This is a genomic window from Shewanella marisflavi (genome assembly GCF_023283925.1).
GTDB classification, from domain to species: domain Bacteria; phylum Pseudomonadota; class Gammaproteobacteria; order Enterobacterales; family Shewanellaceae; genus Shewanella; species Shewanella marisflavi.
Genome location: NZ_JAKIKX010000001.1, coordinates 98,977 through 113,224, shown reverse-complemented (window position 1 = coordinate 113,224; position 14,248 = coordinate 98,977). Strand labels below are relative to the sequence as shown.

General features: G+C 52.2%; 13 protein-coding genes. 4 read left to right on the top strand and 9 right to left on the bottom strand.

Annotated features, from left to right (window positions below; translation table 11 throughout):
• The first annotated feature begins 992 nt into the window (after nucleotides 1-992).
• A complete protein-coding gene (locus L2712_RS00470) occupies nucleotides 993-3,050 on the top strand; it encodes a TonB-dependent receptor (protein WP_248976561.1) in 2,058 nt (685 codons plus the stop codon).
• Between the two features lie 77 nt (nucleotides 3,051-3,127).
• On the opposite strand, the gene L2712_RS00465 is transcribed toward L2712_RS00470, so the two are convergent.
• The 6 genes from L2712_RS00465 to yegS all read right to left on the bottom strand — a co-directional run bounded on the left by L2712_RS00465 (nucleotide 3,128) and on the right by yegS (nucleotide 7,944).
• Entirely contained in the window at nucleotides 3,128-3,265 is a 138-nt protein-coding gene (locus L2712_RS00465) for a hypothetical protein (RefSeq protein WP_248976560.1), read from the bottom strand.
• Nucleotides 3,219-4,109 carry a sensor domain-containing diguanylate cyclase gene (locus tag L2712_RS00460; protein ID WP_248976559.1) on the bottom strand — a complete coding sequence of 297 codons (891 nt, stop codon included), beginning with the start codon at nucleotides 4,107-4,109 and terminating at the stop codon, nucleotides 3,219-3,221. The genes L2712_RS00465 and L2712_RS00460 overlap by 47 nt, the downstream gene beginning before the upstream one ends.
• 199 nt (nucleotides 4,110-4,308) lie before the next feature.
• Nucleotides 4,309-4,845 (bottom strand): response regulator transcription factor, encoded by a 537-nt coding sequence (locus tag L2712_RS00455; RefSeq protein WP_033539454.1) that lies wholly within the window; start codon nucleotides 4,843-4,845, stop codon nucleotides 4,309-4,311.
• Nucleotides 4,845-6,089, bottom strand: coding sequence for a sensor histidine kinase (locus L2712_RS00450; RefSeq protein ID WP_428617419.1), 1,245 nt, complete (start codon nucleotides 6,087-6,089; stop codon nucleotides 4,845-4,847). The genes L2712_RS00455 and L2712_RS00450 overlap by 1 nt, the downstream gene beginning before the upstream one ends.
• An 8-nt stretch (nucleotides 6,090-6,097) precedes the next feature.
• The gene (locus L2712_RS00445) at nucleotides 6,098-7,021 is read right to left on the bottom strand and encodes a dTDP-4-dehydrorhamnose reductase family protein (RefSeq protein WP_248976558.1); all 924 of its coding nucleotides are present in this window, start codon (nucleotides 7,019-7,021) and stop codon (nucleotides 6,098-6,100) included.
• Between the two features lie 5 nt (nucleotides 7,022-7,026).
• On the bottom strand, nucleotides 7,027-7,944 hold the full coding sequence (gene yegS, locus L2712_RS00440) for a lipid kinase YegS (RefSeq protein WP_248976557.1): 918 nt from the start codon (nucleotides 7,942-7,944) through the stop codon (nucleotides 7,027-7,029).
• A gap of 182 nt (nucleotides 7,945-8,126) precedes the next feature.
• Here yegS and L2712_RS00435 point away from each other — a divergent pair, with 182 nt between their 5' ends.
• On the top strand, nucleotides 8,127-8,810 hold the full coding sequence (locus tag L2712_RS00435; protein ID WP_248976556.1) for an MliC family protein: 684 nt from the start codon (nucleotides 8,127-8,129) through the stop codon (nucleotides 8,808-8,810).
• On the top strand, nucleotides 8,807-10,687 hold the full coding sequence (locus L2712_RS00430; RefSeq protein ID WP_248976555.1) for an alkaline phosphatase D family protein: 1,881 nt from the start codon (nucleotides 8,807-8,809) through the stop codon (nucleotides 10,685-10,687). The genes L2712_RS00435 and L2712_RS00430 overlap by 4 nt, the downstream gene beginning before the upstream one ends.
• Here L2712_RS00430 and L2712_RS00425 read toward each other — a convergent pair.
• From L2712_RS00425 to L2712_RS00415, 3 genes are all read right to left on the bottom strand, one after another.
• A complete protein-coding gene (locus L2712_RS00425) occupies nucleotides 10,684-11,601 on the bottom strand; it encodes a pseudouridine synthase (protein ID WP_248976554.1) in 918 nt (305 codons plus the stop codon). The genes L2712_RS00430 and L2712_RS00425 overlap by 4 nt on opposite strands.
• A gap of 230 nt (nucleotides 11,602-11,831) precedes the next feature.
• A complete protein-coding gene (locus tag L2712_RS00420) occupies nucleotides 11,832-12,407 on the bottom strand; it encodes an LON peptidase substrate-binding domain-containing protein (protein ID WP_033539460.1) in 576 nt (191 codons plus the stop codon).
• Nucleotides 12,408-12,628: 221 nt separating this feature from the next.
• Nucleotides 12,629-13,684: a patatin-like phospholipase domain-containing protein gene (locus L2712_RS00415; RefSeq protein WP_248976553.1), complete on the bottom strand. Its 1,056-nt coding sequence runs from the start codon at nucleotides 13,682-13,684 to the stop codon at nucleotides 12,629-12,631.
• Between the two features lie 116 nt (nucleotides 13,685-13,800).
• On the opposite strand from L2712_RS00415, the gene L2712_RS00410 reads away from it, so the two are divergent.
• Nucleotides 13,801-14,232, top strand: coding sequence for a hypothetical protein (locus L2712_RS00410; RefSeq protein ID WP_248976552.1), 432 nt, complete (start codon nucleotides 13,801-13,803; stop codon nucleotides 14,230-14,232).
• The last annotated feature ends 16 nt before the right edge of the window (nucleotides 14,233-14,248 follow it).

Genomic DNA, 14,248 nt, shown 5'->3' with positions numbered 1-14,248 from the left:
CTTTGAGAGTGACTCAGGCATAGGGCCGATAAAATGGAGTGTTTCACTCCAGACTTTATCCTCATTTAGTAGCCCTATGCCGACATCGCTTTATCCGCTTAACATCATACTCCAACAGCGCTCGTAATGACTTTAAATAGCAATGCTTCCGTAGACTTTAGCAGTCTTACTCAAGCGCTATTGCCGCTTCAAAACAAGCACTGCTGCAAACAAGCAGGTCTCACAATAGGCTGCTTTGAAGACACAAGAGGTTGATTGCTCGCTATCGCGTGATGTCTAGCCTTAACTTACTCGCGTCAACGGGACGGCGATAAACTCAGGTGTCAGTTGTACCCTAAGACATAGCAATTAGGCTCTTCATCTTTCAGGTCTGTCTCATTGCCAGCCAACATCTCTTGTAGCCATTGACGACGCGTTATTGCACCGTGGTCAGATTCTGTTTCAGTCACGCTATGTCCAGTGTTTGTTTCATATTCCATAATCAATACCCAATTCAACATTGTTCGCCGGTATAACACTCGGCACTAATTAAGCATTTGAGAGCACAACAAAACGACCACCGCGTTTAATTTATCAAACACTTGAGGTTTAATTAAATGACTGAATCTTATTGATGTCAATGAATTATATTGGTCATACAAATAAACCAAAAAAATGTGAACAAAGAGACAAGAAAACAATAAACCAATGATTAAAAACAACTTTACCAATTGAATCCTGTATTCAATTTTACCAATACAATAAACCAAGCCACTTTTATCCTTAAAAAATTTAATCTTCTGACCATCAAACTCCCCCCTTCCTATGTGGTGAAAAAAGCAAACACCTGTTTGAATTTCATCCAGCGGTAAGGCAAGTCGTGGCTAAAGACAGGCAATAAGTCAGCGATTTACCATGGTGCGACACCTTGTCGCACTATCGGGATTTGGCTTTGTCACAATTTCCCTTCACTGCCACAATGCCGCCATCTAAACACGAACAAAACCAATATCATGGCACTGCGTTTTTCCTATCTTACCCTTTCCATTGGCGCAGCCTTGTTGACACTCCCCTTTGTCCAGGCTCAAGAAGCCGCCTTCGAGGTGATAAAGGTATATGGCGCCCATCAGGACAACTTTACTTCTGTCACCCCCGAGGCCCAGGCTCCAGTGAGCGACATCAGCGGCTTACTCTCTAAACTGCCAGGGACAGCGGTAAATGGTAATGGTCCCCTGACAGGCATTGCGCAATATCGTGGTCTGTTTGGCGACAGGGTCAACACTCAGATCAATGGTGTATCGCTCGCCGGCGCCGGCCCTAATGCTATGGACACCCCGCTAAGTTATGCCAGCCTGATCAACAGCGAACGTGTCGATATGCACCGGGGTATTGCCCCCGTCTCCGCCGGTACCAATACCCTTGGCGGCAGTATTAAAGTAATCGAATCTCAGGCCACTTTTAACGATACCCAAGGACGCATTGCCGGCCAATATCAAAGCAACGGTGTACAGAGTCATCTTGGCGCCAAGGTCAATGTGGGCGGCGAGCAGCATGCCCTATTAATTTATGGCGACCTGATGCATGGGGATAAAGATCTCAAAAGTGGCAGCGGCCTGCATATTTCCCCTAGCGGCTATGACAAGCAGATGGTCGGCGGACAATATCGCTTTAATCTTAGCGATAAGGGATTAGAGGATGAATCTATTGCCATCGGCTATCAACATCTGGAAACCACCGAAGCAGGCACGCCAGCCTTGCCCATGGATATCGACTTCATTCGCACCGACAGAGTTAAACTCGAAGGCGAACATAACCTGGACAGCTGGGGGCTGAACTGGCATCTGGCGTATAGCGACGCCAGACACGGCATGGACAACTTTAGCGAGCGAGTTAAACCAGAAAGCGCAAGTGCCAGGTACAACAACGCCGAGAGCCAGAGCTATGATATGGCGCTGACACTGGGTAAAGACGCCTGGCTATTTGGCATCGACAGCCAACTCAGCACGCACAACTCGGTGATCACCGATCCCAGCAAGCCTATCTTTAAGGTCGACAACTTTAATCAGGTGCAGGACGATACCTACAGCCTATTTGCCCAGTGGCAACAGGATATTGACCATTGGCAGTGGCAACTTGGCGCAAGGGTAAAGCACTACCGAACCGATGCCGACGAGGTTAACCACTCCATGGCTGCTGCCATGCCTGCCATCAAAGTATTAATGGACAGGTATAACCAGGCCGATCGCGCTCAAGCACAAACAGGCGTGGATCTGGTGATTAATGGCCGCTATCGAGTCAATTCGGATCTCACCTGGATACTAGGCTTAGCCCGCAAACAAGACAGCGCCAGCTACCAACAGAGATACCTGTGGATCCCGATGCAGTCCACAGGTGGCCTGGCCGACGGCCGCACCTATGTGGGCAAGATGGATTTGAAGCTGGAAACTGCCTATCAGTTGGAACTCGGCGCCGACTTCAATCGTCAGGGGCTAAGTATCAGCCCGCGATTTTTCTTGCATCGTATCGACGACTACATACAAGGGGTCAAGTCGCACGATCCTGCGGTGATCATGGCAGCTAATATGATGGGCAGTGAAGATCCCATGGAGTTTGCCAATGTCGATGCCCTGTTACTGGGGATGGATATCAATGCCAGCTACGAGATCAACGCCCAATGGCAGCTGGATCTGCTGGCCAGTTACGTCAGTGGTGAGCGCCGCGACATCGACGATAACCTGTATCGCATTGCGCCGCCTAAGATCAACCTTGGCCTCAATTACCAACAAGGTAACTGGTCGGCCCGTATCGAAGGGGTCATGGTAGCCGCGCAGGACAAGGTCTCTGTCAGCCAATCTGAACAGACCAGCGCCGGCTATGGCTTAGTCAACTTAATGATGGCCTATGACGCACCAGCCTGGCAGATAAAAGCCGGGGTAAACAACCTGTTTGATGTCGACTATGAAGATCATCTCGGTGGCTACAACCGGGTATTTAATGCCGATCTCGCCCCCGGACAACGTATGCCTGGCACAGGCCTTAACGCCTGGCTAGCAGGAGAATACCGCTTCTAAGAATATTTACTGGTTTTGGGAACCCTCCACTGCGCTCCCGTCCCCCGAGCATACTGCACGCTCGGGGCTTTTTTTATTTAAAGGCCCAGTTTATCGCGCTTACGGCGCAACATATCCTCATCGGCCTCGGCCAACAGGGTATCTAGGCGCACATCCTGATCCACTATTTTATGACCTATGGTGACGGTCACCTCTGGCAGATGACTGTCGGCCATGGCATTGTCTAGCCCCTGCATGATGCGGGTCTCGGTAGCAATAACCATCCTCATCGCTTTGGCACATCAGTAGCACCACAAACTCATCCCCGCCGATACGCCCCACCACATCCGAGGCGCGCACGCTTTGCTTGATGATCCCCGCCAGCAACTTTAAGACTTCATCGCCCACCAGGTGGCCATGACCATCATTGATCCCTTTAAAGTTATCGACATCGATATAGAGCATGGCTAAGCGGCTCTCATTACGCTGAGCCAACTTAATACGCTGCCTTGCTAATCCCTTAAATCCACGGCGATTATTGATATGACACAGCTCATCCAGATGAGCCAGCTGCTTCAGTTCACCGTAAATATCTAACAGGGCAAGATCGGCCTCAAGGATCTCTTTGAGCTGATGGATCAACTCAAAATAAGTGTCCTGGTAATCAGTCTTGTTGAAGTCCATCACGCAGAAGGTACCGAAACAGCGGCCATCGGGCCAAAACACCGGCACCCCTAAGTAAGATGAAAAACCGTCGTTCTTCACCTCGGGATTGGTCTGCCAACAGGGCTCTATTTGGGCATCGCGTACATAGAGATCTTTTTGAGTGTCGACAATACGTCGACAGAAGATATTGGTATCGGGCGCAATCACCACCCCAGCCGGATAGGGGTTACTGACCTGCTTACTGGCGATGGTGACCTGAAACCCTTTTGGCGTATATTGCACCAGAAAACTGGCAGGCGCATTGAACACATTGGCCAGCAGATTAACCGTCTTTTGCCACTTGTCGAGGGAGATAAGATCGATAGGATTATCGAGTAAAAAGCGTTCACTGCTGTACAAAGATTCTGTCGGCATCGTCTTTCCTTTCTACGGACAACGAAATCGCCTTCCTGGCGTTTTGACCTGAGGTCAAACACACCTACCTGTGAACTAGCTATGCTTTAGAGCATAGAGGTCAACTTAGCCCAATTCAAACCCAAATCATAGATATAACAGATAGCGCCGTTATTAAATAATCAATTCAAATGCCCCCAAGGCAATGGTGTAAACCGGTTTAATAACTCATATCCTGCGGTTTTTTCAGCAATTTACGCTGCAAGGTACGCCTGTGCATCCCCAACTGGCGCGCCGTCGCAGAGACATTACCCTTGTTGGCATTCAGCACCTGCTGCAAATGCTCCCACTCGACCCGTTTAGGACTCAGGGGCACCTCATCGACCTCTGGTTCGATCACCTTGGGCGCCTCATCATCCAACACCCTGAGCAGGGTCGCGGTATCGGCGGGTTTGGTCAGGTAGTTATCGGCGCCCAGACGCATCGCTTCCACCGCTGTGGCTATGCTGGCGTAACCGGTCAGCAGCACCAGTACCGCCTGAGGAGCGGCGCCCCTTAGGGGAGCGATCAATGCCAGACCATTATCGTCGGCCAGCTTCATGTCCAGCAGTATATGACTGGGCTTAAACTGCCGCGCCTTAAGTAGCGCCTGTGTAGCATCATGGGCCTGTTCACACTCATAACCATGTTTTGCCATGCGCCGTGCCAATATCCCCGCAAAACTCACCTCATCGTCAATGATCAACAAGCGCTTCATTAGGCCTCCACTATTGGCAGATAAACCTGCGCCACGGCGCCACCATCCACATGGCTGCCGAGGATCAAGCGTCCCCCCAGTCGCTCCAGGCTGGCATGGCTGAGTAACAAGGCGACCCCCATTCCCTTTGGCTGCTCGACAATCTGATGCCCGAGCTGCTGCAGTAGCGGCGCCGGTATTCCCGCGCCGAAGTCTCGCACACTCAGTACCAGCTCATCCTCCTGACGCTGCACTGAGAGGGTTACCCGCATCTCATCTATCTTCTCCTGACTGGCTCTGGCACCATTTTCAATCAGCGCCAGTAAGGCAGGTTGCAGGCTGGCATCGACGGTCAGCGCCAATTTGGCAACCGCTTTATCAGGCTGCAATTCAAGCTTCACCGCTGGCATTAACAAGTTGACCTGATCACGCAGGCCGCTGACCAACTGCTCAACCGATTCGGTGCGCACGGCACCGTCACGTATCGATTCTGTGGCGTTTCGCAGCGCCATCAAAGTGGCCTCGCAAACCGATAGTGCCGACTTCATCTCCTGCAGTGCAGGCCCGTCATTTGTTGCCTCCTCTTGAAGCTCTTCCACCAGCAGCCTGAGGCTTCCCAGAGGCGTCGCCAGTCGATGAGCCATCTGCGCCGAGGCGGTGCCCAGGGCGATCAGCTTCTCCTGACGCAGCTGCGCTTCACGCATAAAGGCCAGCTGGGCATCCTGGCGCCGCATCCGCTTAGCTAAGAGGGCCACACTGGTGGTCAACACCAACGAAGAGATAATGAAGTTAACCCACATTCCCAGATAGTGAGACTGCATATCCATGCCGTGGTGGCTCATGCTGCTATCGGGCGTGGCAAACAACATCAGGCTATAGGCTAGATTCGAGAGCAGCGCCAAAGACCAAGGCGCCCAAAATGGCAGCAGCACGGCGGCGATGGCGATGGGCAGTAACAACAAAGAGATAAAAGCATTGGTGGCACCGCCGGAGAAATAGAGCCAGGAGATCCACAGCAGCGTATCGAGCACCAGGGCGATAAAGAGCCCAGCTTCACTGCTGAGCAGAGGCTTTCGCAGCCAAAAGGTGAAACCTAAATAGCAGGCCTCAAGGATCAATGTCAGATTCAGTGCCGGACTATGCAGCGACAGACCAAAGGTATCGGCAAATACAAAGGTCAAACAGAGTTTCAGCATCAGGGCCATGATGCGCAGCAGGGCTAGCTGGTCGGCGGCTCGGTAACGACCATAACTCAGAGTCGGCACATTATTTCCTAATTTAAATCAGAGGATAATCCGATCTTGGCAAGGGCTGGACCGGAGCGGGACAGGCTATATTTTACGCCCAGTTCGAATTCGATTTCACTCTTTATCGCCAAAGATTTGAGCCGTGCCATACTCAGGCTGCAATCCTTGGGTCGCTTGGCACTATCATTAGGAGTTGAAAGCGGCGCGATATGCTGATGGCTCAGTCCCAAGATCTTGGCCATCTTGACCAGCATCTGATACTTGGTCATTCGCTCGGCGCCGGTGAAGTGATAGATCCCGCTAACATCCCCCAGAGTCTGCTGACGTGTCATCATGGCAACCAGGGCATTGGCGATATCTAAGGTGGAGGTGGGGCTGCGGGTCGCCCAGTTATCCTGCGTGCTAGCCTCCTGACTCACCAACTGAGTTAACATCACCAAGACGGCGGACTCAGCTAACGACTCCACCTGACCATAGAGAATAGGCAAGCGCAAAACGGCAAAGCCAGGTGACACACCTAGGACGGCAAGCTCCCCCTGACGTTTGGACTCACCGTAGAAATTGAGCGGATGCGTCTCATCCTCCTCACCATAATCAGGCGCTGTGCCGTCAAACACATAATCGGTAGAGATATAACAAAGCCAGGCATCATGGGCCTTAGCCGCCTGCGCCAAGTGCTCACTGGCAGCCTGATTAAGCGCCAGCGCCGCCTGCGGGTCGCGCTCAGACACATCGGGTCGCCGCTCGGCGGCGCAGTGAAGGATCACATCGGGTTTATGGTTCGCAATAAACAACTCCACAGCCGGCTTATCGGTCAAATCCAATCTGTGCATATCTGGAGTCGCCCGCGAGTACCCACAAGCCAGTATGGTTACCGCCTCACTGGAAAATCGCTCAATCAAGGCTCGCCCCAATAAACCTGTGGCGCCGGTGATCATTATCTTCAACATCAATACTACTCGTTTGTTATGGGTTGGGTACCAGGTTTCAACATAGGGCAATCGGCAGGCAAGACCAGGCTGATGGCAGCGGCTTGGATCTCAAAATCTACCTGGGTCTCTGTGATGGGCTCACCATCTAAATTAATCGGCATCGGCGGGTTGGAGCGCCAACTGGCGCTGGGCTGCCGGTGATATTTGACATACTGGTTGTCCGATTCCGGGTTTTGTAACTCGGCAATGACCTGGGCCAGCGCCTCGATAGGAAAGTCCTGCAGGGCCACCAGATCCATCAAACCATCGTTAATATAGGCTTCGGGCGCCAGCACCTGGCCACCACCGGCCTGACGACCATTACAGACGGCGCCCACCAGCAATTGCTGCTGACTGGACTCCCCATGAATAACAAACTCACCATCATAGGGCTTAAAGTTCAACGCCTGCACTAAGCCAGATAAGGTATAAGCGCCGCCGCCGAGAAAGTGTTTTAGCGCCACAGGAGTATTTGAAGTGACTTGGGCACCAAAGCCGCCGCTGGCAATGTTGATCACATGCCTGTCGTTGGCACGAATTACATCGACCCCATAGGCCTCGCCCTCAGCCGCCAGCCTTAATGCTGCCTCATAATCCTCGGGAACTTCAGCCGCTGCGGCAAAGTCGTTTGCCGTCCCAAGCGGTAAAATCGCCGCCTCGCAACGTTTCTCTTTGGGATGCCCCATCAAGGCATCTACCAACTCGTTGAGTGTACCATCGCCACCGGCGGCCACAATCCGGCTACAACCTTCGGCTATCGCCTCATCAACCAAACGCGCCACGTCGCCGGCCTCAAAGGTTACACGCACCTGGATGTCATGATCTTCTCTGACACGGGCGATCGCTTCTCTGACCTCCTCAATGCCGGCTTTCTTGCCATTGAGTATGATACGTAGCGTCACTGTCACTCTCCTTCCCAGCCCTCTGTTACCTAATCATAGCAGTAAGGAGGCAGAGGCTAAACCAAACGCAGGCATGCCAGCGAGAATGAAACGGTTTTAATCCTGGATATTTGCCGCGTCCGCCGCAACAGGATATTCTCTGTTGTTATCAAGGATATCAGGCCAAGGCTAGGAGCTTAGTCATGAAAATAATTTCGTTAGTTGTCGCAACTGGCATCCTGCTGTCGGCCTGCAGCAACTCGCCAACTCCGGCCTCCGGGCAGCTAGAAAACGACCACATAGCTAAGGCCGACACTAAGCTGATTAATGGGGTGATTAATGGCGCCGACAATCAACCCAGTTTTCGCTGCGACAACGACCAGCTCTCCAGTATGGCCCGCTTAGTCTGCCAAGACAGGACGCTGGCAACGCTGGACACTCAGCTCGCCCAAGTCTTTCAGGCGGCCAGTGCCAAGGCGGTCAATGAACATCCGCCGCTATTGAAGGCGGAGCAGCGCGGCTGGATAAAGGGGCGCGACGAGTGTTGGAAGCGTGACGATAAGCGCCAATGCGTTCATAACAGCTATCAGATGCGGATCGCAGAACTGCAAGCCAGATACCGTCTCATTGGCCCTAGCGCCGAGGTGTACTACCAATGCGACGGCATCGCCGCTAAAGAGGTAGTGGTCAGCTATTTCGCCACCGAGCCTGGCACCCTGATCGCCGAGTTTGGTGACAGCGTCTCACTTATGTATCACCAACCCAGCGGTAGTGGTAGCCGCTACGTGGGGCGCAACGAATCCCTGTGGGAACACCAGGGTGAGGCGCGCATCACCTGGGGCTACGATGCCAAGCCCATGAACTGTAAGCGCACTCAATCATTATGACGCTACCTCTATTACTAACGGGTCCTCTGCTACGTCATTGCGACGCCGACCATTTTACCCTCTCCCTGGTGACCAGCGAGCCGCTTTCCCAGCTCACCGTCACTTTGGGCGATACTCAGCATTTACTTACGGGTGATGCCTTAGAATGCCTTGAGTTGGGCAAGAAGGCCTTTTTATACCTGATCTCGCTAAGCCAGCCAGGGCTTAACCCTGTGGGGACACGCATCCCTTATGGGCTTAGTGACAGTCGCCACGGCCAGATCTTCTCTCAGGTAGAGCAACTCACCTATGGCGACAGCGATAGCCCAGATTTCGTGGTAAAGCCCGATATAGACAGCTTACTGCACGGTTCCTGTCGTAACCCTCATCACCACAGTAGTGATGCCATGGTCGCCGCCGATACCCTGATTGAAAACGTCCCTGACGTCGCCGAGCGCCCAGCACTGATGATGCTTAGCGGCGATCAGATTTACGTGGACGATGTCGCCGGCCCCATGCTTTATGCCATAGGTAAGACGATAGAAGTCTTAGGCCTTCATGAAGAGGCGTTTCAAGAAGCACCGCTTACCCATAGTAAGCAGATCAGCTATCATCCGGCGGCGATGTACCAGAGGCACAAGAAGCTACTGCCGCGTACCGAATATCCAGCCGGAAGCGCACTGGTGCGTTGGTATATTAATCACCCCATCTTCACCTCATCGATCGCCGAAAACCATCTTGTGAGCCTGGCCGAAATCGTCGCGCTCTACCTACTCTCCTGGTCACCCGAACTGTGGCAGTTAATAGACATTCCCAAAGAGGTCACGGGTCTGTCCCCCGCTAATCAACAGAGGTGGCAGAAAGAATGGGGACACCTGCTGGAGTTTAAGGCGGGACTGACCAAGGTCAGGCGCCTGATGGCTCATCTGCCGACCTATATGATCTTCGACGATCATGACATCACAGACGACTGGAACCTCACGGCTAAATGGGAGCAAGCGGCCTATGGCCACCCCTTCTCCAAACGCATCATAGGCAATGCCCTGATAGGCTATCTGCTATTTCAGGGGCTGGGAAATCAGAAGGCCAAATTTACCCCTGAGATATTGCCTCAGCTAAAAGAGTTCCTCGAGTCTCGTCAGGAGACGCAACACGACGCCCTTATTGAGAGCCTGCTGAGTTTTGATGGGTGGCATTACAGCCTCAATACGTCACCCAAACTGGTCGTGCTCGATACCCGTACCCAGAGATGGCGCAGCGAATCGAACCTGGCCAAACCATCGGGGCTGATGGATTGGGAGGCCCTGATGGAATTTCAGCAACAGCTGGTCGGTCAGGAGAAGGTGATTATCGTCTCGGCCGCGCCTATGTTCGGGGTTAAGTTAATTGAGGCAGTGCAGCGCAGTGCCACCTTTATCGGCGCCTCGCTCTTGGTGGATGCCGAGAACTGGATGGCCCATCCGGGAACGGCCAATACCTTGCTGAGCATCTTCCTGCATCGCAAGACACCGCAGCAGTTTGTGATCCTCTCCGGCGATGTGCACTACTCCTTTGCCTATGACATCGGCATCCGCTTTCGAACCCATAGCCCTAAGATCTATCAGATCACCTGCAGCGGCATCAAAAACCACTTTCCGGAAAAGCTATTGCCGGTTTTCGACAAGTTTAACGGCTGGCTCTATGGTCATTTTTCGCCGCTCAACTGGTTCACCAAGCGCAAACGCATGTCGATTCGCGGCCGCCGCCCCAATGGGCTGCGTAGTCAGCGTCTTATCAACGCCAGCGGGATTGGCCTGGTAAGTTTCGGCAAAGATGGCGCGCCGGCAAAAATTAGCGTGCTACACGGCGACATGAGCACCACAGAATTCCTGCCACCACGTCAGTCTCGTGACAGCTAACCTTCATCCAGGCTCAGTTCAGGCAGTGTGATGTCGATAAGGCGTCCACTGATCGGGTCCTTAAAGGTGAGCTGCTGCGCCAGGAGTTTCATCGGCCGGGTGATATCCTCTGTCCCCTTTGGCTGTAACTTAGGGTAAAAATTGTCGTTGAGAATTGGCATCCCCAGACTGTTCATATGAAGTCTTAGTTGATGCGTCTTGCCTGAGATCGGCATCAGCTCGAAACGCCCTATCTCCCCTTCGACGCCGATAAGGGCGATCTCCGAATGACTGTTGGGCTCGCCATCGACCACGCACATGATCAAGCTCGGTGTGCCCTTGTCGATGCGATTCTTTACCGTCCAGCGCTTGGGCAAAGTAAGTTTTCCGGCGCGATAATCCGCCAACAGCTCCGGGGTTAACTTCGCCAAGGCCTGATATCGTTTGGTTATTTGACCGTAACGAAATAACCCATGATAGGCATCGCGATGGGCGCTCTGTTTTACCAGTAAGACGATACCTGCGGTAGCGCGATCCAGGCGATGCGCGGCAACCAATTGATCACAGCCGGTTCTTGCTCTCACCCGGTTGACAAGGCATTGATTGATCACGCTGCCGCTAGGGTGCAGTGCCATAAAATGCGGCTTGTTGACCAGTACTATCTGCTCATCCTCATAGAGAATGGACTCCTCAAAGGGGAGCGGGGCTTCATTAGCCACTTCGCGATAGTAGTAGACCTTTTGCTGGGGCCGATAGGGAGTGGTGAGATCCAGTAACTGGCCATCTTGCCAATGCACCTTGCCTTGGGTAAATCGTTCACGCCACACGGAAGCAGGGATATTGTCAAAACGTTGGCAAAAATAGTCGAAAACCGTTGCCGGTAGCTGACTTGTTTGGGGTAATGCGATAAAGGAGGCTTGAGCCGCTCGAACCATGACAAAAAGGCCTAATTACACACAGGTCGATATGGTAGCAAAAATTACTCCCAAGATGAGAGCAAATTATACCAATCACGGTAAGTGAGTGTTCAAATATCGCGCAGAAAAAACCTTTGAACACTAGGCAGGATTTTCGATAAGCCGTTACTCTACAAGCAAAAAAGTAACGCCGTTATCGAGCGTTCTAACAAGCTAGAATGACCTGTTATTGACTAACATTGGTATGATTATCCCGCATGGGACTTAATCAGCTCCAAAACGAAATCCATCGTCTTATGGCAATCGGGCTGATTAACCAGCACCTGCTTGTCGCGATTATAGAGAGGCAAGACCTCGAGCCATCGCTGACTCACCCAGGTGGCATCATCAAGGTGAAGATCGCCATACAGCTGCTGCAGAGAAGGATTAACCAGATAGAACTGCTCCAAAGCGGCACTGATCAGCTCAAATTCCCCTTTGATAGGCTCTTCACGCCAATTGCTACAGCTTAAGGTTCTGGCGATCCAGTTGCCATCACGGCGTTTCGCCGCAGATAAGATTTTAACTCTCTGTTTGCCTTCCAACACTAGGCCAAGGCAGTCATCTTCGAGCTGATGGAAATCTATGATCTCGCACTGTGTTGCCAGTGGATAACAGGGGGGAGTCGCTTGAGGACGGGCCATGGCAAACGCCAACTGGAAGTGACCTTTGAGCACTTCGGCAATCAGAGTCAAGTTGCTAGGGCCAGCCACTCGGATCTCTATTCTGCCATCGGGCAACAGCAGTTCATCGCGGGTGATCAACGCCATCTCTTGAGTCAACATAGCAACCTCCTCCCCCTTGGTCGGTGATCGCCGTGAATACCTAATCAGTGCGATGGAAATTTAACCAAGGAGCAATAATGATAAAGTGTAGCAGTTGTCAAAATTACTGCTTGAAACGCCATTATTGGATCGGCGATGCCATGCCAATCAAAATACCCGGTCCTTCGCTAATTAGACCCACCAAGCGGCCTGTTTGTTTCACGTTGTCTTAGTTCCGCCCGTTAGAAAGCGGTAAGATAACGCATAATATCACCGCTTTTTAATACCTTATCCAGATCATCCGCCAACACCTGACTCATCTGCACCGCCTGTTGCCAGTAGCGAATGCGCTCTTCGCTACTAAGGCGACTAAAGTCATTTCTGTCGGGTAACTTGCCATAGGGGAGTTGGCTCACATAGTCCTCACTAGGGGCCAGAATTAGCGCATTATCATAGTTACGCTTGGCTCGGCGCCAGGGCAGTGACTTATCGAACCAGCCGGGCAATATCTTGCTGTAGAAGTGGGGATATAGGGTTAATCCTGGCGCATGAGCCAGCGGAAGATCAAAATGATAATCTGTGATACCGCCATCGTAATAATGGCCTGCAGGCGCCCCCTCAATCTGGGTCACTGGTGCCAGCACCCAGGGAATAGAACCTGTAGCGAGTAAAACCTGGCCAATATTGTCACTGGTCAAAGCGAGGTGGCGACCCGGCAGGTCCTTAAGCTCACGATAGGGCGACATAGCATCCCTGCAACCAAACAGATAGCGCTCAAAATGCCACCCCAGAGTACGCCGACTGAGCAGGTTACTCATGGCCGTAGTGGCAAGCCCAGCGCCCAGGGCCGCTGGATGGGAAAGCCGATTAAGATGACGGCCACGACAGGCGATAAAATGACTCTTAATCACAGGGTTGGCCACAATATCGGCTCCCTGCTGCTCGCCCAAGATACCAGAGACTATGCCAGCAACCTTAGCCGACACCTCTTGTGCTGTGGGCTTAGTGTCATAACGCTGGCCGATATATTCTCGCTCCAGCCTTTCATAAGCCGCCAATGGTTCTTGCTGCGCCAAGCAGGCCAAACGCCAAGCGCCAGAGGAGGCGCCCAAAGTATAAAGCGGCGTCTCTCTCGCCTTAAAAAAAGTGCCAAACAGGTATTTATCCAACGCGGCAATCCCCAGCCATTTTGGGCCTCCCGAGGCCGCCAGCACCTGAGTAAAAAGCTCGGGCTTCAACCCCTGCTCGGCGATCTGACGATAGGCCTTTGGCCCGGCAAGAAAACGTAACTTAAGCACCTAACTCGGCTCCCTGATTTTATCTGTGCATATGCTCTCGGCCATTCTATAAGAATTGCACTAAACTTGTCAGGGCGATTAAAATAGGCTCGTAACAGGAGGTTACAGAGGAAAAAATGGAAGAAATCTTAACAATCAGGCCCTATCAAACACTCGCCTACGTCATCATGACGCTGACGGTCTGCCTGATATTGCTCAAATCTTTACTCTTGCCCTCACAAGATGAGATAGTGTTTATCGGCTACAGCCTGGCTCTGCTTGCCTGGTCAAGCGCGTTGCTAAAACAGCAGATTATTTTCACCCAACACGCCGTTCGTTTCCTCAATATTCCCCTCGACGATCAAGGTGCCCTTGGCAATGATCCCTACATAACCTATACAGATATCGTTGCTTGCCGTGTTGCACCCACAGAGATCGAGATAACCACCCAGGCAAAGACGCTCAAGGTTAATCTGTCTCTCAGTGCCAAGCGCCTGGCTGAGCTAAAACAGGCGTTTAGTGCTCACGGTATCCGGCTCAATAAGGATATCAGTCTAAGCCAAACCTAGCCTAAGCCGCAGGCAC